Origin of the sequence: Psychrobacillus vulpis, from assembly GCF_006861825.1 — a bacterium.
GTDB lineage: Bacteria > Bacillota > Bacilli > Bacillales_A > Planococcaceae > Psychrobacillus > Psychrobacillus vulpis.
In genome coordinates this window covers 1-20,485 of record NZ_VDGI01000011.1, presented here as the reverse complement: position 1 = coordinate 20,485, position 20,485 = coordinate 1, and the positions used below count along the sequence as shown (strand labels likewise).

Below are 20,485 nucleotides of genomic sequence, written 5' to 3'. Positions count from 1 at the left end.
TAATCTATCTAAAAAACAGATGAATTATATCTAAATTATATATTGTTTATATTATTTTGAAAACATACAATATTCCTAAGTCACTTTTTAGACAAGATGGAGGGGATATACATGACATTTCATCAGTTACCGAAAGCTCAAGGGATGTATAATCCTGAGTTAGAACATGACGCATGTGGGATAGGTTTATATGCAAATGTAAAAGGAAGAGCTACACATGATATCGTAAAAAAGGGATTAGAGATGTTATGTCGCCTCGATCATCGAGCTGGTCGAGGTAGCGATGGGCAAACTGGAGATGGTGCAGGGTTGATGGTACAAATCCCAGATATATTTTTTCGAGTTGTATGTAATGAATGGAATTTACCGAATAGAGGAAATTATGGAGTAGGAATGCTTTTTTTTACGAACGAAACGGAAGAACGTGAAGCAGTCGAGAAAAAAATAAATGAAACTATCCTCGCTGAAGGGCAAGAACTAATTGGATGGAGAACGGTTCCGATTAACAGAACTATGTTAAGTGAAAAAGCAAAAGAAACTGTACCAGTTGTTCGCCAAGTATTTATTAAAGCTATTAACACACAGGACAAGAAAGCATTTGAGCGTAAATTATATGTTATTCGAAAACAAGTGGAGCATTGGGCTTCCCAACAAGAATATAAGTTCTATTGTGCAAGTCTTTCGAGTGAGACAATCGTTTACAAAGGATTACTTACTCCTGAAGAAGTAGATCTTTTTTATCTCGACCTTCAAGATGAATTATTTACATCTGCATTCTCTTTAGTTCATTCTCGATATAGTACAAATACATTTCCGAGTTGGGAACGGGCACATCCAAATAGATATATAGTTCACAATGGGGAAATCAATACATTACGTGGAAATGTTAATTGGATGAAAGCGCGGGAACAGCAGTTTATATCAGAAGCATTCGGTGACGACCTGCAAAAACTTTTACCGATTATTGATACAAATGGAAGCGACTCATCAATGTTAGACAATGCATTTGAATTTTTTGTTTTAGCAGGAAGGACTCCGGCCCACACTGCGATGATGCTTATTCCTGAGCCATGGACAGAAAACCCTCACATCAACAATGAGAATAAAGCCTTTTATGCTTACCATAGTAGTTTAATGGAGCCTTGGGATGGACCAACTGCATTAGCATTTACAGATGGAAAGCAAATTGGAGCCATTTTAGATCGTAACGGATTGCGTCCAGCTCGTTACTATGTGACAAAAGATGATTATATAATTTTCTCCTCGGAAGTTGGAGTAGTAGATGTAGAAGAAGAAAATATTTTATACAAAGATCGCTTAAGTCCAGGGAAAATGTTACTTGTTGATTTAGAACAAGGGCGAATAATTTCAGATGAAGAAATTAAATCCAATATGGCAAATGCATTGCCATATCAACAATGGTTAGAAGAAAATTTAGTAACACTGTCATCTGAAAAAGAAGAAAAAGAGCTAATAGATGATTTGTTATTCAAACAAAAAGCTTTTGGTTACACCTATGAAGATATTCATAAATACATGATACCAATCTCATTAGATGGCAAAGATCCAATTGGATCAATGGGGAATGATACACCACTTGCAGTATTATCAGATCTACCGCAATCGTTATTTAATTATTTTAAACAGCTTTTCGCTCAAGTAACCAATCCTCCTATCGATTCGATACGAGAGCATATTGTGACCTCGACGATGACACTTCTTGGAGCAGAAGGAGATTTGCTACAACCATCTGCTTCGAATAGCCATCGGGTCATATTAGATTCACCAATTTTGACGAATAATCAGTTCAATCAATTAAAAGAACCGAGTTATCGTATATTGGAAAGTGCAATTATACAGTTAAAAATGTCGGAAAATTTAGAAAAAGATTTAAAGAGCATCTCCAAAAAGGTAGATAAATTGATTTCTCAAGGAATTTCATTACTCATACTTTCCGACCGCGAGTTAAATACAAATCAAGCGACAATTCCTGTTCTGTTAGCAGCAAGCCATCTTCATCAACATTTACTTCGTTCAGGAAATCGAACGAAAGTAAGTATTATTGTTGAATCAGGTGAGGCAAGGGAAGTTCATCACTTTGCTGCTCTTATAGGGTTTGGAGTAGATGCGATTAATCCATATCTTGCATATGCAACAATTGCAGAAGCTATTGAAAATGGACATATTGAGAGTAGTTACTCAGAAGCTGTTTCTAAATACAGTAAAGGTATTGCAGATGGAGTAGTAAAAGTTATGTCCAAGATGGGAATATCTACTGTCCAAAGTTACAGAGGAGCTCAAATTTTTGAAGCAGTAGGAATAAGTAAAAAAGTAATCGACCGTTATTTTACAGGAACAGTAACTCAACTGGGTGGAATAGATTTAGAAACAATTGCAGAGGAAGCGAATAAAAGACATCAAACTGCTGTTGCTTCCACGATAGGTTCACTAGATTCAGGGAGTGATTTTCAGTGGAGGAACACAGGAGAACATCATGCGTTTAATCCTAAAACGATTCATACTCTGCAGTGGGCAACTCGAAAAGGTGATTACGGTTTATATAGACAATATGCTGAAATGGCGAATGAAGAACGTATTGGATTTTTACGTAACTTACTGATTTTCAAAAAGGATTCTAAACGTATACCACTGGAAGAAGTTGAGTCGGTAGATTCCATCGTCAAACGTTTTAAAACGGGTGCTATGTCATTTGGTTCATTAAGCAAAGAAGCACATGAAACGCTTGCTATAGCAATGAATCAACTTGGTGGTAAAAGTAATAGTGGGGAAGGTGGAGAGCATCCAAGTCGATATAAATTAGATGCTAATGGAGACAATCGTAGAAGTGCTATCAAACAAATTGCTTCTGGTCGATTTGGAGTTAATAGTCATTATTTAGTACAAGCCGATGAATTGCAGATTAAAATGGCACAAGGCGCGAAACCAGGTGAAGGTGGACAATTACCAGGCAATAAAGTATATCCGTTGGTGGCCGATGTTCGTGGATCGACAACTGGAGTAGGTTTAATATCCCCACCTCCGCATCATGATATTTATTCAATCGAAGACATGGCTCAGTTAATCCATGATTTAAAAAATGCAAATAGGCATGCACGAATTAGTGTGAAACTTGTTGCAAAATCTGGTGTAGGAACAATTGCTGCAGGGGTAGCGAAAGGGGCTGCCGATGTAATTGTTATTAGTGGATATGATGGGGGAACAGGTGCATCACCGAAAACGAGTATTAAACATACTGGACTACCATGGGAACTTGGCTTAGCTGAAGCACATCAAACATTAATGTTGAATGGACTAAGGGACAGAGTTGTGCTTGAGACAGACGGAAAATTGATGACAGGTAAAGATGTTGTAATGGCAGCGCTACTTGGAGCAGAGGAATATGGTTTTGCGACAGCGCCATTAATTGTTTTGGGCTGTGTCATGATGCGTGCTTGTCACTTAGACACTTGTCCAGTTGGCATAGCTACACAAAATCCGGAACTACGAGATAAATTTACAGGCAGTGCAGATTATGTCGTAAACTATATGCGTTTCGTAGCGGAAGAAGTACGTGAGTATATGGCGCTACTTGGATTTAGAACAGTTAAAGAGATGGTAGGACGAACAGATGTACTTGAAGTAAGTGATCGTGCAAAAGAACATTGGAAAGCCAAACAATTGGATTTAACTGCGCTTTTGTATCAATTAGAGGGACCGCGAACATTTAAAAATCTTCAAAATCATAAAATGGACGAATCGTTTGATTTACGTGAACTTTTACCAAAAGTTCAACATGCGATTCTGAGTGAAACAAAAGTTGAATTGAATTATTCAATTGCGAACACTGACCGTGTTGTAGGCACAATTATTGGAAGTGAAATTTCCAAAAAATATGGAGCTAGAGGTTTAGCTGATGATTCCATTACTCTTCGATTTACAGGAGCAGCTGGGCAGAGTTTCGGTGCATTTGTACCAAAAGGGATGTCCATGTATGTAACAGGGGATGTAAATGATTATTTTGGAAAAGGGTTATCAGGTGGGAAGCTAATTGTTACTGCACCTATTCAAGGTGCAGCTGAAGAAAATGTTATAGCTGGAAATGTTGCGCTTTACGGTGCAACAAGTGGAACTGCATTTATAAATGGTCGTGCTGGGGAGCGCTTTGCAGTTCGAAATAGTGGAGTAGATGTTGTGGTAGAAGGCATTGGGGATCACGGATGCGAGTATATGACGGGTGGTCGTGCTGTCATACTAGGGGATGTGGGAAAAAATTTCGGCGCAGGAATGTCAGGCGGAATTGCGTATGTACTTGTTGATGACTTGGACGGATTTAAGCAAAAATGCAACACAGAAATGATTGGACTTAAACGCATTGAATCGTTGGAAGAAAGGCATACAATACGCCAACTAATAATGGATCATTATTATTATACGAAAAGTACGAAAGCTATAAAAATCCTAGATAATTGGGATGAAGCTGTAGAAAAATTTATAAAAGTTGTGCCAAATGATTATAAGAAAATGCTCGATTTAATTGCAACTTTTAAACGCGAAGGATTGACGAATGATGCTGCAGCAATGAAAGCATTTCTGGAAACTTCTAGTAAACAGAAGACTAAGCAATTGGACCTTTTGAAAAAATAAGGGGAGGGGGAATTACAAATGGGGAAAGCTACTGGATTTTTGGACTATGCAAGAGAAAAAGGAAAAGAGGAACCCTCTCTAAAGCGTATTAAAAATTGGTCAGAATATTCATCAAAACTTACGGATGAAGCACTTCAACAACAGGGTGCAAGATGTATGGATTGCGGCACTCCTTTTTGCCATATGGGTGTCGAAATACGAGGCGCGACTGCTGGTTGTCCTATTCATAACCTAATTCCAGAGTGGAATGATTTAGTATATAAAGGTAAATGGAGGGAAGCGTTAGATCGATTATCGATGACAAATAATTTCCCTGAATTTACTGGAAGGGTTTGTCCTGCTCCATGTGAAGGATCTTGTACGCTTGCGATAGCAGATCCAGCAGTATCGATCAAAAATATTGAGCGAACGATAATCGACAAAGGTTTTGAGAATGGATGGATTATCCCTCGAATTCCAATAAATCGTACTGGGAAAAAGATAGCAATTATTGGGTCAGGGCCAACAGGACTTACAAGTGCAGATGAATTAAATCAAGCAGGCCATTCTGTAACAGTTTATGAGCGAGCTGACCGAGCGGGTGGTTTATTAATGTACGGTATTCCGAATATGAAACTAGAAAAAGATATTGTAAACCGTCGGATTCAGTTCCTTCAGCAAGAGGGAATCGACTTTGTACTAAATACAGAAATAGGTAAAGACATATCTGCCGAGCAAATTATGAAAGAATATGATGCTGTAATACTATGCATCGGTGCACAAAAACAACGAGAATTACGTATGGAGGGAAGCAAGTCTAAAGGTGTTTATCTTGCAATGGACTACTTAACTTCTACAACAAAGAGTTTACTAGATTCAAATTTTTTAGATAGGAAATTTATTGATACGAAAGGGAAGAATGTCATTGTAATAGGTGGAGGAGATACAGGTGCTGACTGTGTTGCGACTTCGATTCGTCAAAATTGTAAATCGGTTGTTCAATTCGGTAAACACCCTGAGCTCCCGAAAGCTAGAGCAGAAGATAATGTATGGCCATCAAATCCGGATATTTATACATTAGATTATGCGTATGAGGAAGCAGACGCAAAATACGGCAAAGATCCTCGTGAATATTTAATTCAAACTACAAAAATGGTCTCTGATGAAAATGGAAATTTAAAAGAGCTTCATACAATCTATATGAAAAAAATACTTGGAGATGATGGTTTTCATTACTTCCAAGAAATACCGGGTACTGAAAAAGTGTGGCCAGCCCAAATAGTGTTTGTTGCAATTGGCTTCGAAGGTCCTGAGCTTTCACTACCAGAACATTTTGGAGTAAATATCGTGAATAAAAAAATTGGGGCATCTGCGAACGATTACGCAACTAATAAGGATGGAGTGTTTGCTGCAGGAGATGCGAGAAAAGGTCAAAGTCTGATTGTTTGGGCGATAAAAGAAGGGCAGGAAGTAGCAAAAAAGGTTCATGAATATGTAGAAAAGAATATACAAAGTACATGGAGTTAGAAACGCAAGAAGCCAGTCATTTTATAATGACTGGCTTTAATGTGCTAGCGAACTAAAGTTTTAGTTCATTTTTTTGCTTCGAGGTGGCATAATAAAAGTATACTAACTAGTGGAGGCAAAATGATGATTGGCATAATCGATTATGGAGCAGGAAATTTACATAGTGTGCTTAAAGCAATTGATCGACTTGGATTTGAAACAAGACTTATTACAAAACCGATTGATCATGAGGAGTCCATTACAAAACTTATACTACCTGGAGTGGGAAATGCTAAAGTGGCAATGGATGTGTTAAATAATTCCGGTCTCAGTCATTATATAAAAGAACAGGTGGCAGAAGGTACTCCTATATTAGGGGTTTGTTTAGGAATGCAGCTACTTTTAGAAACAAGTGAGGAAGGGAATACGGAAGGACTGGGATTAATAAAAGGTAGTGTTCCTGAATTTAAAGAGAATATTGAAAAAGTACCTCATATGGGGTGGAATCAGGTAAAGGATGTCCAAAATCATTTCTTGTTCCACGATATTCCAGAAAACTCGGATTTCTATTTTGTACATTCTTTTTACGCAAAGCCTAAAGAAGAACGGGATATTCTAGGAGTTACGAATTACGGATTTGATTTTGCATCCGTTATTGGAAATGAGCAAGTTATGGGTGTACAGTTCCATCCAGAAAAAAGTGGAAAGTTCGGCATCCAGCTACTGGATAATTATTGTAAGTAAGGAGAAAACAAATGCTTAGAAAAAGAATCGTTCCGGCAATCGATGTGTTAAATGACCAAGCAGTGAAATATGTACAGTTTCGAAATCCAACAATTATTGGAGATCCAGCAGAACTAGGAAAAAAATATACAGAAGACGGTGCGGACGAATTGATTTATCTAGACACGACTGCATCTCTTAAAAATCAAGACCTTAAAATTGACTGGATTCGAAAAGTTGCTGAGCAAGTATATATACCATTTTCCGTTATAGGAGGAGTACGTACAGTTGATGACTTTAAACGCTTACTGAGAGCTGGAGCTGACAAAGTAGGGGTAAACTCTGCCGCTGTACAACGTCCTGAACTATTAAAAGAAGCAGCCGATATTTATGGAAAGCAATGCGTCGTTTTAGGGTTAGATGCAATGCCTATATATAATGAAGAAAATGAAATTCTCAGATGGGAAGTTTATACACATTCTGGTCATGAAAAAACAGGTATGGATGTTATCGAATGGGTACAACAAGCAACAGACCTTGGTGCAGGAGAAATTATTTGTACAAGTATCCATAAAGACGGTATGAAAAATGGCTATGATGTAGAGCTTATCAAATTACTTTCTGAAAAAGTAAATGTTCCGATTATCGCTTCTGGGGGCGCTGGTAAACTGGAGCATATCGAAGAAGTATTTAAGGATGGAAACGCAGATGCGGCTCTTGTCGCATCGATGATACATTATGGAGATTATACAATTTCAGAAATAAAATCATTTTTACACGAAAAGAATATTAATGTTCGCTTTTAGTGAAAAAATTATATAAAAGAATCAGGAAATATTATCTGGTTCTTTTTTTATACAATTATTAAAAGAACAATACTAACTCTTTCACTTTGAATCAGACTAACATAGAACTAGTAGTAATAATAGGATGTAGTCCCCCGTCAACTGAGAAAGAAACTCTTCCTGTTTCTTCTGAAACAACTAGAACAAGAGCATCGCTTATTTCGGAGAGACCTAATGCGGCACGATGGCGTGTCCCAAGTTTTTTTTCTCCAACAACGATATTAGACAAAGGGAGAACATTTGCCGCTGAAAATATATGGCTTTTACGAACTAATACTGCTCCATCATGTAGAGGATTTCCAGGGTAAAAGATGGATTCTAATAAGGAATGAGTTAGCTTCGCATCTATTGGAGTACCTGGACGTATTAATGAATCCAACTGGTTTTTACGCTCAATGACAATTAAAGCACCGTGTTTTTGAATGGAAAGATTTTGAATAGCAGTAGATATATCTATATATTTATCTGTAAATGGAGACAAATAACAATTTAAGTAAAAAGAAGCCGCCATCGCCTCAGCCTTTTCAAATTGTTCTTTAATAGAAGAAATTTTACTTAGAAGACAAAAGTTATCTATTTCTAATTTTTTTATACCTATAGTAACTTCACTTGAGATGTTTTCAAGTTCGATTATTAATTGTTCTTTTAATGGTGAAAAATCGCATTCTCTTTTGTCCATGCAAATACACCTCATTCTTTAATAATGTTCCTTTTCGTATAGACATTTACAAAATAGTTTACCCTAAAGGGAGCACGCCATTCTTATATTTTCATTCTTATAAAATTGTAATTTCGAAATTGTATTGATCAAAATCATAGTAATTGTTGAGCACAACATCGATTTAATTAGAGAATAGGAATGGATTATTGATATTGGACCTGGTGGTGGAGTAGCTGGAGGAAAGTTATTGCGGAGGGTACTCCAAAAGAAGTTTCTATTAATAGGAATTCATTCACAGGAGCATTTATAAATATATGAAAACAAAAGGCTTTTCTACAAGGTGATTACTTGTAGGAAAGCCTCTTTCCAGTGTTAAATAATTTCCCAATCTCTTTCTTTTGCGAGTAAACGAAGCTTGTCTTCAGGTTTGACAGCAACAGGATTTCCGACTAATTCTAGAACAGGTAAGTCAGAATAGCTATCTCCATATGCGTAGCTATTTTCCCAATCGATTTGTTTTCCTTCTAAAGCTTGTAAAATCAATTCTGTTTTTCGAATACCATTTATATGTCTAATAGAAGTTTGGAGATCAACTTTATTATGTAAATAAGGAATATCTGTACCGATAATCTTGTTAAATGATAATCCTTCCGTTACTCGTTGTAAAAATTGTGTATATGCACCTGATACAAGAAGTATATGTACATTTTCTTGTCTATGCTTTTCAAGTCTTGAAATAACTTCGTCATTAAAATCTGATTGCATCATTTCTGTTAACTCGTCAAAATAAGTATCCATTTCGGATTTAGATAATCCTTCAAAAGCGTTTAAGTACAGTTGCATCGAACGTTCTTTCATTTTTGAACTTGGATAAAGCTTCAATTTATTCGCAATATAAGGAGGAACGATAGATCGATAAAAACGATTAAATTTTGTATTGTAAATAGGATGCTCTTTCAAATGAGTCATCAATAGTTTGAATGTTTCTTCCGCATAAAGTGTCCCGTCAAAGTCGAAGATTGCTACTCGCATTAAAATCACCTATTCTTTCGTTAGTCGACGCTTATGTTAAATTATACGTTAATTTTGCGGAGAAACAATCCAATAACATAAAAACCCGTCCCTACTGCAAATAGGGACGAGTTTTTATATTATTGTACTTTGTTCATCATTTGACCTTGTACAGGTGCATACCAATTCAGCAGCTGTTGCATATCTTGTTGGGCAAGTTGTGGTACTTGATAATAATGATGTTTGTTTTGATATATCGAAAGCTCATATGCCATTTCTATACAGTTTGGAATGGAGTCAGCAAGAACTCTTCGAACAACTGGATTAGTTGTTTCTAAAGCCGCAGCAGTTTTTGCTGTAGCTGATGCTTTTGCAGCACCAAGTAAAAATCCTGAAATTAATTCATCAGATATTTCATTGGCATTTTGGATTGGCTTTTTAGGCTGTGATGGCTTCATACCGTAGATAAAGTCATTTCCTTGCTGCATTTTATAAGTGGAAGTAGGATGTGACGGATCTTTTCCAGTTTTGAAACACTCGACGGTAATATTATACTCGTCAATAGCAAAAGCGTATTGTCGATCTAAAATATTTAGTAATTCCGGGTCTTTAACATGTGGACGAAGAATTACTTTTTGATTTAAACCTGCTATTGCAGTTGACAAAACTTCATGAACATCAAACAGTTCGTGACCACCATGGTTCATTTGTTGTGAAATACTACCAGTTTGCATATTTTGATGTGGTTGACCTTGACCAAAAGAGTTTTGATTCATTCAAATTTTTCCTCCTTATTGAAAATGTAATGAAACATCCTCGTTAGTTTGACCACATCAATTGGAAATATACACATCATGGTTTTATATTACAAATGTGTTACAGGGGCCTGGAACTATTTTCTACTAGGGAAGAGATGAATGTATGTAGAAATTCATAAGATTCTTCAATTGTAAATTCTTCTTTAAATTGGTCGATGTAATTTAGTGGTAAATTGATTTCCCATAAACCTTCATCTCCAGAAAACATCATACTGTAGTTCATTTTTTCTGAATGGAAATGATCATTTATAAATGTCTTTATATTAGATCCAAATTTCTTTTGTAGTGATAATCCAAACATAGCAGTGTATACTTCAAATACCTCGTCGTATTCTAATACTAGTCCATCTACTTTTATCGCATCGAAACTTTCCGATTGTAAATATACATATTCATTTTTCTTTTCTTTAAAATAGGCAAGTGGAGTTTTTAAAAACTCTATCGAATCTTTTGAAATTAGCTCTTCTGTTTCTTTATCATATCTTTCACATTGTAAATTGATCATATATAATCATTCCTCTTTTCCTCTGCAATTTCTTCTGCTATGACTTGAAGATCATATGCATCGATACTGAATATCGAGTAGTTTTCTTTCTCTGCAAACTTTGCTGCTAAATTTTTAATATATTTTGGCGATCCTTCGTTTTCTTCATCGTATACAATTAAGATACCGTCTGAATTTCGAAGTAGAAATTTATTTTTTTCAATGAATTGCCATGGAGCTTCATATGGCCTTTTTGTAAGGCTTGTTTGATAATCAGCTTGGGACAATAAGCTTCTATATTTTTCTTGTTTAAGTTCACTCCAGTTTTTTTCTTGATCTAAAAAAGGTGTAATAATGGCAAATTTTAAATCAGGATATTCTTCCTTCATTTCTAATACTACTTCAGCAGTCCACGTTTCAACGCCTTGCTGACCGCTTAAAATAATCCATTCTAAGCCTTCATCGATTAATGCAATGAATTGATTTTTAATTGCTTTTTTCACGATTGGGATACCTTGATGAGAGTCATCAAATATTCCTAGCTCGTGTGCTTTATATCCAGTTACTACTAAACGTTTTATCATTTATTATACCTACTTTGTTTAACGTCTACACATTATCATACCACTTAATAGTCACCATATAAATATTCATATCATACAATATTACGATTGCATAGAAGGGATGGGATTTAGGTGAACGCAAATCCACAATCGTCCGTTGAATTTGTAAGTAGTTTTGAACCGTATTTATATCAACTACTTCAAACGTTAAGCGGGAAGCGAGTTGCTGTACAAACATCTAGAAGTACACTGCAAGGAAATTTAAAGACGGTGGCACCAGATTATATTGTCGTAGAAGTTAGTGGTAGTCCTTTTTATATTAGAATGAAAGAAATTGTTTGGGTAACACTATCAAAATAAAAAAAGGAGTATGATTCATTGTTCAATCGAGTGAACAAATTGTTAATTGAACTCCCGAACTTGGAATATGGTGATGCAAATGCAGCAGCTGCTGTACAAGAGTTACTAGGTGGAAAGTTTGGAGAAATGTCTACATTAAATAATTATATGTACCAATCATTCAATTTTAGAGAAAAAACGAAACTCAAACCTTTTTATGATCTAGTCGCAAGTATAACAGCTGAAGAGTTCGGTCATGTAGAGCTAGTCTCTAACACGATAAACTTATTACAAAAGGGTACTACATTTAATGGAGATCCAGACGTTACGCCACTTCAAACTGCCAAGGATAAAAGAAATACCTATCACTTTATAGCGAATGCACAAACCTCATTAGCGGGAGATTCGATGGGAAGCCCGTGGAGAGGGGATTATGTTTTTTCAAGTGGCAATCTAGTACTTGATTTGCTTCATAACTTCTTCTTAGAATGTGGGGCAAGAACACATAAAATGCGTGTATATGAAATGACTGACCATCCGACTGCAAGAGAAATGATTGGTTACTTGCTAGTTCGTGGAGGTACACATATTTTGGCATATGCAAAAGCAATGGAAATGGCAACCGGCGTTGATGTGACTAAAATGCTTCCAATTCCAAATCTAGACAATAGAGCATTTGACCAAGCAAAAAAATACGAGGATCTTGGTTATGGAAACGTACTGTTTACGTGGAATAATGTTGGAGATTACACAGATATAAAGCAGATTTGGAAAGGAACGAACCCAACAAGTGGGGCACAGCTCGTTGTGAAAGAAGGTAGTCCAAAAGGTTATGATATTCCTAATCTGGATTCTCTTCCAGAAGAGTTCGCACCTGGAATTGGACCGGAAGAGTACAAAGCGATCGCTAAAAGATTAATGGAGAATATGTAAATAATGCATAAGCGCATTTAAGAGCATTTTGTCTCCAAAGTTCTAGGAGTGTTTTGGACTGCTCATCGGCTACACTATTACCGAAGGAATTATAGGAGTGGAAGTAAGTGGCTTGCCACTTACTTCCACTCTTTTTCGGTAATCTTGTGGTCGACTTTTGTCCGTCACACTTCTAAAACTATTGGAGTCAGGGCACTTTTGGTTTAGGTTAATGAAAGAAAAATACTTTTTTATACGTAAAGCAGCACCCGAAGATACAATTTCGGGTGCACTTTGCTTCTTAATGGATAGATACTTCTCACTTTTTTAAATATTTCTCTCTAAAATGATTAATAAATGCTATGAGGCACTTTCAATTGATCGCTTTTCTAATAGTAGAACTCTCTTGTAGAAAATCGTTAAGAAAGGCGACAATCCAACTGGAATAGCGTTTGTCGAAGACCACGAGCGTAGTGGAGCAAGGCCACTGAAAAAATGTATTACAGATTTTATATGGTAAATACATGATGTAGCTATAGGATTTAGCACGGCGGCGTGAGACTCCTGTGGGAAAAGCGAGACAGTCGAGACCCCCGTACGAAGCGCAAGCGTAGGAGGAGGCTCGTCTCTCGGAGGTAAGCGAATGCCAAAGTGATAATTCTCTTAACGACTATTTAATAGAAGATTTATTAGAATAACACTTATTCAGTACCCCTCGAAAAGGGAGCCGTTTCAAAGATTTTCTACTTAATAGGCAATTCGGAAAATCCTGTAATTGAATAGTAGTAGTCTTGACTAAAGAAAACTTAATTTTTTAGTACACTATTTGTTAATAAACTATCTATCTCATCTATAGAATAACCTAGTTCTACTAATACTTCTTTATTATGTTGACCAAGAAGGGGAGCAGGACTTTTCAATTGACTAGGTGTTTCTGAAAACTTAGCAGGAAAGCCAAGTGTTTTCATCTCACCAGCTACTGGGTGTTCGTATTTTAAAATCATTTCTCTTGAAAGAATATGTTCATCTGAAAGTGTTTGGTCATAAGAATATATTGGGCCAGAAGGAATACCACTCTTATCCAATAAATCAAGCCAGTAGGTGGAATTATGTTCCATCAACACTTTTTCCATTTCTATTTCTAATTCATCTACATGTTGTGCACGTATACTATTTGTTAAAAAACGTTCATCTGCAACCCATTCTGGTTTATTGACAACAGATAAACAAAATTTTTCCCACAGTTTTTGATTCGCTGCGCCTATAAGTATAAAACCATCTTTTGTTTTATAGCCTTGATAAGGAGCTGAAACGCGATGTGCCGTTCCATTTCTACGTGGTACTTCGCCTTTGCCAAAATAAGCAGCAGCTTCCCATACTGTCCAAGCAAGTCCTGAATCTACAAGTGAAACATCGATATACTGTCCAATACCTGTTTTCAATCGATGAATATAAGCAGCTAAAATAGATTGAATCGCTGTTTGAGCAGCCGCAATATCATGAATAGCAATTCCTACTTTAACAGGTTTTCCTTCACGTTCACCCGTCATATTTATTAATCCAGATAAACCTTGTGCCATAATATCAAATCCGCCTCTACTCTTGTAAGGACCAGTTTGACCATAACCAGAAATAGAGCAATAAATAATGCTAGGATTCATCGCCTTTAACCTATCATAATCAATACCAAGCTTCCTTGTAACTCCTGGTCGATAGTTTTCGATAAAAACATCTGCCTCTTTAATAAGTTTATATAAAACTTGTAAGCCTTCGTCAGTTTTTAAATTAAGGCAAACACCACGTTTATTGCGATTTACCATCATATACATATAGCTTTCATCATTTATATAAGGTCCCATTGTTCGAGTGTCATCGCCAAGTGGAAATTTCTCTACTTTGACAACATCTGCTCCCATATCTCCTAGCACCATCGTGCAATATGGCCCAGCTAACACTTGAGATAAATCGACCACTTTCATACCTTTTAAAGCTTGTTCCATTAATTTACCACCTTTAATTTCTCACAATCTTCAAATTGCGAAGTTGACTAAGATTGCTTACTCCACTTAAAGAAATGGAAACCTTAGTTTCTTGTAAGAAGTTTTCTAATACTCTTTCAACACCAGCTTGACCATCTGCAGCTAAGCCCCAAACAAAAGGTCGGCCAATACAAACAGCAGTTGCACCAAGTGCTAACGCTTTGACAGCATCTGAACCACGTCTAATACCACTATCAAATAATACGGGAATTTTACCGTTAACTGCTTCAACGATTGCAGGGAGCGCATCGATGCTAGCGATGACTCCATCTAATTGACGGCCACCATGATTTGACACTATTATTCCATCAATTCCCTTTTCAATTGCCAACTTAGCGTCTTCCGGATGCAGAATACCTTTAATAAGAATTGGCAGTGTAGTTCTTTCTTTTAGTTCAGCAATATTATCCCAATTTAAGGAAGGATGATAAATGTTTTCAACGATACTACTTATAATCGTTTCTTCCTCATGATCTGGTAAAGCAGACATAAACACAGGATCGGATGCATAGTTTCCTTTTGCAAAACCTCTTTTTAGGGGAGAGAATTGGTTGCGAACATCTTCTTCACGCCAGCCAAGCATTACTGTATCAACCGTTAAAACAATTGCTTCATACCCAGCTTGATCCGCTCTTTTTACCATACTAAATGCAATTTCTTTATTTTGTGACCAATACAATTGAAACCATTTCGAGCTTCCTTCTGTAGCAGCTGCAATTTCTTCTATTGAATAGCTGGAAACTGTACTTTGTATGTACGGAAAATCATATTTTGCTGCAGCTTTTGCTACGGCGATTTCCCCATCTTCATGTGCAATTTTATTCACTCCAACTGGGGCGATGAAAAGAGGGTGGGGGTATGTACGACCAAAAATTGTTACTTCCGTATTTAATGTGGAAACATCGTTTAGAAACCTTGGCACAATGGAGTACTTAGGAAAAGCTTCTATATTTTTTCGATACGTTTCTTCACCTCCAGCAGATGAGCGAATGTATCCAAATGGGCCTGTTGTCAATTTTTCTTTTGCAGCTTGCTCTAATTCTTGAAAGTTAATTGGAAATTTTTCTGTTGAACCGATGTTCACTAATAATAAATCATTATTTTTTCCATTCGTCATTTTTTCCACCCCTTAAGAAAAGTTAGGCTTTCTTTTTTCTAAAAACGCTGCAATTCCTTCTTTATAATCATCCGAACTAAAAGAATCTAAAATGAGTTGTTCGATTTCTTTAGTTTCTTCATTTTCTCCGTCAATAATCGATTGAATAACTTGTTTGATACCGTTGTTTGCTACAGAAGATTTACGAACAATTTTCTCGGCAAATTCCAAACATTTTTCTTCAATTTCTTCTTTTGAATAAACATAATCGATTAATCCAATTTCATTTCCTTCTTCTGCTGAGATTAACTTAGCTGTATATAGTAATTCTTTCGCTTTAGATGGACCGATTAGATTTGCTAATCGTTTCGTGCTCGTTAAGTTGTAAACAATCCCGATGTTTGCAGCAGTAATCCCAAGTTTGCTTCCAGATGTTGCAAATCTGAAATCGCAGGAATTAGCAAGTTCTAAGCCACCACCAATTGCTAGTGTCTTAATAAGTGCAATCGTAGGTTTTGGAAAGCGATAAAGCTTTTCTATAGACTCGAGTGTAGCATCGTTGTATTTTTTTGCATTACTAGAAGAGAAACGATTTTCAAGAAACTCGGAAATATCAGCACCTGAAGAAAAAGCAGTTTCATCTACACCTTTTACAATTAACAATCTTACTTGTTGATCTGCTTCCAATTCATCTAAAATTACTCCTAATTGTTTAAACATAGCAAGAGAAAATGAATTTTTCTTTTCTGCTCGATTAATAACAAGGGTAGCGATCGAACCGTTTCGCTCCACATATAAATTGTTTGACATTTGAAACCCTCCCATTAGTCTTTCTTCAATCTAGCAGCCAATCTATTACCAATCGATTGAATGCTTTGAACAAGGATGATGAGTATAAAGACAGTTGCATACATGACATCTACTTCATATCGTAAGTGTCCAAACCGATATGCTAAATCACCAAGACCTCCAGCACCAACCATTCCAGCCATTGCGGTAGCACCTATTAAACTAACAGTAGAAATGGTTAATCCCAAAACGATGGATGGACGTGCTTCTCGAAGTAGTACATGCCAAATGATTGCCGGTGTACTAATTCCCATAGCTGTATAAGCTTCGATGACGCCATTTTCTACTTCTAACAGAGCAGATTCCATTAATCTTGCAATATATGGAGCCGTATAAATAACTAAAGGCACAATTACACCCTTTACACCTATCGTCGTTCCAACAAGATGTTTAGTAAATGGCAGGATGAAAAATAGTAAAATGATAAATGGAATGGAGCGGACGATATTAATTATTAAGTTACTTAATTGATAAAGGAACTTATTTTGTAAAGCTTGCCCTGGTCTAGTTAATACGATTAATATTCCAAGCGGTATTCCGATTAAAACAGCGAAAAGTAAAGATATCCCGACCATTTGAAATGTTTCAATAACAGATTTTCCTATTATAGGTAGCCATTGATTTGTAAACTGTTCAAATCTACTCATGATTGTCCCTCCAAATCCTCAGTACCTACTCCATGCTCCTCTAAAAATGTAAGGGCAGCTTGCACTTGATCTTTATCACCTATTAAATGAATGACGATGTTTCCAACGATGCCATTTTTTAATTCAATAATATTTGCAGTTAAAATATTCGGTTGAACATTAAACTTTTTACTTACTTCTGCAAGTAAAGGTTTACCTGTACTTTCTCCGACAAATGTTAAACGAGTAACTGCACCAGTAACATTTAATTGGGAAATTAGTGTAGATGATAAATTTCGCTGACTAATTGTATTTAAAAACTTTTTAGTAGTAAGGTGAGCAGGTTTGGTAAATAAATTAATAGCAGTATTTTGTTCCACTACTTCACCATTTTCCATAACATATACATGGTCGCATATTTTTTGAATTACGTTCATTTCATGTGTGATTAATAGTATTGTAATCCCAAGTTCTTTATTGATTTTTAATAACAAATCTAAAATTGAATCAGTTGTCTCTGGATCAAGTGCACTTGTTGCTTCATCACTTAATAATACTTCCGGTTCTTGCGCAAGAGCTCTTGCAATAGCAACTCTTTGCTTTTGGCCACCAGATAATTGGCTAGGGTAGTTTTTATGTTTATCAGTTAAACCTACAATTTCTAAATATTTTTCCACTCTTATTTTTACTTCTTCTTTTTTATAACCAAGAAGCTTTAGAGGGATCGCAATATTATCGTAAACAGTAGCTGTTTTTAAGAGATTAAAACCTTGGAAGATCATACCGATTTTATTTCGTGCTACACGTAATTTGGGAAGGGGGAGGGAGGTTGTTTCTACTCCATTAATAAATACTTTTCCTTCTGTTGGTTTTTCGAGTAAATTCACACAACGAATAAGCGTACTTTTTCCGGCACCACTATAACCGATGACACCATGGGTTTCTCCTTTTTTTACGTGGATATTTACATTTTTTACTGCTTTTACTTTTCCACTTTTACTATTAAACTCTTTTGTAATATTTTCTAATACAATCATCATGAACCTTCCTTTCTAAAGAAAACGTTACCGATGTCGGTAACGTTTTTACTTGATTCAGCAGAAGTCCTCCACTTCAACAAGTGGCGGGATGAATGCCAGAATCCATGTAAATCAGAGGGATGCCAAACTCCCTGCTCCTGCGCAAGCTCGTCGCAAATAATAACAGCTGATTCAAGTTAAAGCTTCTGGCGGATGTCACAGATTTTGAAGGGAGTTAATTGAGCAAGCTCAATTCAAAATCTGGACGCAATTACGCCGAGGCGAAATTGATTAATCTTTACTCATCCCAACTTGGTAATACAGAACCTTGAAACTCTTCCTCGATGAATTTTTTCACTTCTTCAGATTGATAAGCTTTAACAAACTTCTGAATCGTTGGGTCATCTTTATTTTCCGCACGAACGACAATGTAGTTTACATACGGAGAGTTGGATGACTCTAGTAAAATAGAATCTTCTTTAGGGTTTATACCAGCATCTAAGGCGAAGTTTGTATTGATTGCCGCTGCGTCTACTTCACTTAATTGTTTTGGAATTTGTGCAGCCTCTAATTCAATGAACTTTAAGTTTTTTGGGTTTTCTTCAATGTCATAGATGGAAGCAGTTTCTCTTTTATCTTCTTTAATTTTAATGTAGCCATTTTCCTCTAAAATGTATAATGCGCGAGCACCGTTTGTTGGGTCATTTGGCAATCCAAAAGTTGCACCATCTGGAAGGTCATCCACAGAGTCATATTTGTCTGAATAAACTCCCATAGGATTTAATATTGTTTTTCCTACAGTTACTAGGTTAGTACTATGGTCTTTGTTAAAGGTATCTAAGAATGGACCATGTTGGTAACTATTCGCATCCAAGTCACCTTCTGATAATGCAGTATTTGGAAGTATGTAATCTGAGAAAACTTTTAATTCTATTTCTAACCCGTCTTTAGCAGCTACTTCTTTTGCAACTTCTACAATTTGTTCATGTGGTCCTGCAGTAACGCCAACTACTAGCTTTTTCTCGTTTAACGCTTTTTCTCCACCGCCAGAGCTATCTCCACATGCTGCAAGTGCCCCCGTTAATAGTACGCTTGATAATAATAAACCAATTTTTTTCATTTTTACTCCTCCTAATAATTATTAGGAATGTTGAATAAATATAAAAGCCTCTCCTTCAAAAGAAAGAGAGGCGCATAGGTATACAAAGTGTCCTCTCTTATCTTCCAAAACAAAATGTTTTGCAGGATTTAGCACCTTTCTACATTGGAAAATGTAGATGGTTGCCGAGCTTCAACGGGCCAGTCCCTCAGCTACTCTTGATAAGAGATATAAGCTATTTAATTTTTCAGCAGTTCCATAAAAGTTAATTTACTACACCAATTTACCAAAGTCAATCTATTTTTTCTTATTGAAATTTTCAGTCGATGTAGTTTAAAGTTAACTAACAATAAATAAATATGCAAGGATGATGGGGAATATGTCGACAATAAAGGTGAATTATGCAGTTGGTCAGTATGGTAAAACAGTTGGGGCTAGAATAGTATATGGTACAGATTTGCTAGAAGGAATTGAACAATTATGTGAAGATAATAATATTGAGTATGCAACAATTATAAGTTGTTTCGGAAGTTTTCAAAGAAGTGGTTTTGTTTATTTAGTACCAAAAGATAATTCGATAATTGGTGTTGGATATAATGACCTTGTAGTAAAAGAAGGGCCAATTGAGTTCTTACAAGGTACTGGCATTGTATGTAAAAGAGAAGGGGAATATGAGACGCATTTCCATGGAACAATGTGCGATCAAGTAGGAAATGTCTTTGGAGGACATTTTATTAAAGGTGAAACCCCAGTAATAACAGTAGATTTAGTATTAGCTGAAGTAAAAGGGATGGAATTTCAACGAAAGTTTGACCCGGAAACTGGTGCGAATCAGTTTTATCCAGTCGAGCAAAATGAGACTGCTCCTAAGAGAATTGAGAAATGATAGAAATTTTAGTTTGCCTAGGTAACGAGGGCAGTGAAAAACTGTCTGTTATAAGATAAATATTTCTTTATTTCTGGAAAATCGTTGAAAAAGGCGACACTCCTGCGGGAATAGCGTTAGCCGAAGACCCCGCAGTGAAGCGAGGAGGCTAAGGCAACGCCCGCGGAAAGGGAGGGCACTGAAAAACCTTAGCTTTTAATTTTTTTATATACTCGCCATCAAAAAAGACAATTTTTCGTTCGATTTTGAACGAAAAATTGCCTTTTTCTCCTGTTTTTTTTACTTTTCTTCCTTCAATAGGCTCATAATTCTTTTCAGATTTACTGCAAAGATTGCCATTGCACCTTGCATCTGTATACCGAATAGACCCGCGGATGATGCTACAT

General features: G+C 36.3%; 18 protein-coding genes and 1 riboswitch. Of the genes, 7 read left to right on the top strand and 11 right to left on the bottom strand.

Annotated elements, in window-relative coordinates; translation table 11 throughout:
• Nucleotides 1–111 precede the first annotated feature (111 nt).
• The 4 genes from gltB (at nt 112) to hisF (ending at nt 7,658) form a co-directional block, all read left to right on the top strand.
• Nucleotides 112–4,644, top strand: a complete 4,533-nt coding sequence (gene gltB / locus FG384_RS10780) for a glutamate synthase large subunit (protein ID WP_142642609.1) — start codon at nt 112–114, stop codon at nt 4,642–4,644.
• An 18-nt stretch (nt 4,645–4,662) separates the two neighbouring features.
• Complete coding sequence (locus tag FG384_RS10775) at nt 4,663–6,150, top strand: glutamate synthase subunit beta (RefSeq protein ID WP_142642608.1); 1,488 nt, start codon at nt 4,663–4,665, stop codon at nt 6,148–6,150.
• 123 nt (nt 6,151–6,273) lie between these two features.
• Entirely contained in the window at nt 6,274–6,873 is a 600-nt protein-coding gene (gene hisH, locus FG384_RS10770) for an imidazole glycerol phosphate synthase subunit HisH (RefSeq protein WP_142642607.1), read from the top strand.
• A gap of 11 nt (nt 6,874–6,884) precedes the next feature.
• Nucleotides 6,885–7,658, top strand: coding sequence for an imidazole glycerol phosphate synthase subunit HisF (gene hisF, locus FG384_RS10765; RefSeq protein ID WP_142642606.1), 774 nt, complete (start codon nt 6,885–6,887; stop codon nt 7,656–7,658).
• Nucleotides 7,659–7,749: 91 nt separating this feature from the next.
• Here hisF and cdaS read toward each other — a convergent pair whose 3' ends face one another.
• The 5 genes from cdaS to FG384_RS10740 all read right to left on the bottom strand — a co-directional run bounded on the left by cdaS (nt 7,750) and on the right by FG384_RS10740 (nt 11,255).
• Nucleotides 7,750–8,376, bottom strand: coding sequence for a sporulation-specific diadenylate cyclase CdaS (gene cdaS, locus FG384_RS10760; RefSeq protein WP_142642605.1), 627 nt, complete (start codon nt 8,374–8,376; stop codon nt 7,750–7,752).
• A 354-nt stretch (nt 8,377–8,730) separates the two neighbouring features.
• A complete protein-coding gene (locus tag FG384_RS10755) occupies nt 8,731–9,390 on the bottom strand; it encodes an HAD family hydrolase (RefSeq protein ID WP_142642604.1) in 660 nt (219 codons plus the stop codon).
• A 119-nt stretch (nt 9,391–9,509) separates the two neighbouring features.
• Complete coding sequence (locus FG384_RS10750; RefSeq protein ID WP_142642603.1) at nt 9,510–10,145, bottom strand: spore coat protein; 636 nt, start codon at nt 10,143–10,145, stop codon at nt 9,510–9,512.
• Nucleotides 10,146–10,245: 100 nt separating this feature from the next.
• Nucleotides 10,246–10,692 carry a branched-chain amino acid aminotransferase gene (locus FG384_RS10745; RefSeq protein ID WP_142642602.1) on the bottom strand — a complete coding sequence of 149 codons (447 nt, stop codon included), beginning with the start codon at nt 10,690–10,692 and terminating at the stop codon, nt 10,246–10,248.
• A complete protein-coding gene (locus FG384_RS10740) occupies nt 10,689–11,255 on the bottom strand; it encodes an SLOG family protein (RefSeq protein ID WP_142642601.1) in 567 nt (188 codons plus the stop codon). Before FG384_RS10740 ends, FG384_RS10745 begins: the two co-directional genes overlap by 4 nt.
• A 111-nt stretch (nt 11,256–11,366) precedes the next feature.
• Between FG384_RS10740 and FG384_RS10735 the strand changes: the two genes are divergently transcribed.
• The gene (locus FG384_RS10735) at nt 11,367–11,594 is read left to right on the top strand and encodes a YuzF family protein (protein WP_142642600.1); all 228 of its coding nucleotides are present in this window, start codon (nt 11,367–11,369) and stop codon (nt 11,592–11,594) included.
• 18 nt (nt 11,595–11,612) lie between these two features.
• The gene (locus FG384_RS10730; protein WP_142642599.1) at nt 11,613–12,506 is read left to right on the top strand and encodes a manganese catalase family protein; all 894 of its coding nucleotides are present in this window, start codon (nt 11,613–11,615) and stop codon (nt 12,504–12,506) included.
• Between the two features lie 785 nt (nt 12,507–13,291).
• On the opposite strand, the gene FG384_RS10725 is transcribed toward FG384_RS10730, so the two are convergent.
• The 6 genes from FG384_RS10725 to FG384_RS10700 all read right to left on the bottom strand — a co-directional run bounded on the left by FG384_RS10725 (nt 13,292) and on the right by FG384_RS10700 (nt 19,234).
• A complete protein-coding gene (locus tag FG384_RS10725) occupies nt 13,292–14,485 on the bottom strand; it encodes a CaiB/BaiF CoA transferase family protein (RefSeq protein ID WP_142642598.1) in 1,194 nt (397 codons plus the stop codon).
• Between the two features lie 13 nt (nt 14,486–14,498).
• The gene (locus tag FG384_RS10720) at nt 14,499–15,641 is read right to left on the bottom strand and encodes an alpha-hydroxy-acid oxidizing protein (RefSeq protein WP_142642597.1); all 1,143 of its coding nucleotides are present in this window, start codon (nt 15,639–15,641) and stop codon (nt 14,499–14,501) included.
• Between the two features lie 12 nt (nt 15,642–15,653).
• Complete coding sequence (locus FG384_RS10715; RefSeq protein ID WP_142642596.1) at nt 15,654–16,430, bottom strand: enoyl-CoA hydratase/isomerase family protein; 777 nt, start codon at nt 16,428–16,430, stop codon at nt 15,654–15,656.
• Between the two features lie 14 nt (nt 16,431–16,444).
• Nucleotides 16,445–17,116, bottom strand: coding sequence for a methionine ABC transporter permease (locus FG384_RS10710; RefSeq protein ID WP_142642595.1), 672 nt, complete (start codon nt 17,114–17,116; stop codon nt 16,445–16,447).
• The gene (locus tag FG384_RS10705) at nt 17,113–18,132 is read right to left on the bottom strand and encodes a methionine ABC transporter ATP-binding protein (RefSeq protein ID WP_142642594.1); all 1,020 of its coding nucleotides are present in this window, start codon (nt 18,130–18,132) and stop codon (nt 17,113–17,115) included. The genes FG384_RS10710 and FG384_RS10705 overlap by 4 nt, the downstream gene beginning before the upstream one ends.
• Nucleotides 18,133–18,412: 280 nt before the next feature.
• Entirely contained in the window at nt 18,413–19,234 is an 822-nt protein-coding gene (locus FG384_RS10700; RefSeq protein ID WP_142642593.1) for a MetQ/NlpA family ABC transporter substrate-binding protein, read from the bottom strand.
• A 94-nt stretch (nt 19,235–19,328) separates the two neighbouring features.
• Nucleotides 19,329–19,441: riboswitch (SAM riboswitch) on the bottom strand.
• 151 nt (nt 19,442–19,592) lie between these two features.
• Here FG384_RS10700 and FG384_RS10695 point away from each other — a divergent pair.
• Nucleotides 19,593–20,099 carry a PPC domain-containing DNA-binding protein gene (locus FG384_RS10695; protein ID WP_142642592.1) on the top strand — a complete coding sequence of 169 codons (507 nt, stop codon included), beginning with the start codon at nt 19,593–19,595 and terminating at the stop codon, nt 20,097–20,099.
• Nucleotides 20,100–20,485 lie beyond the last annotated feature (386 nt).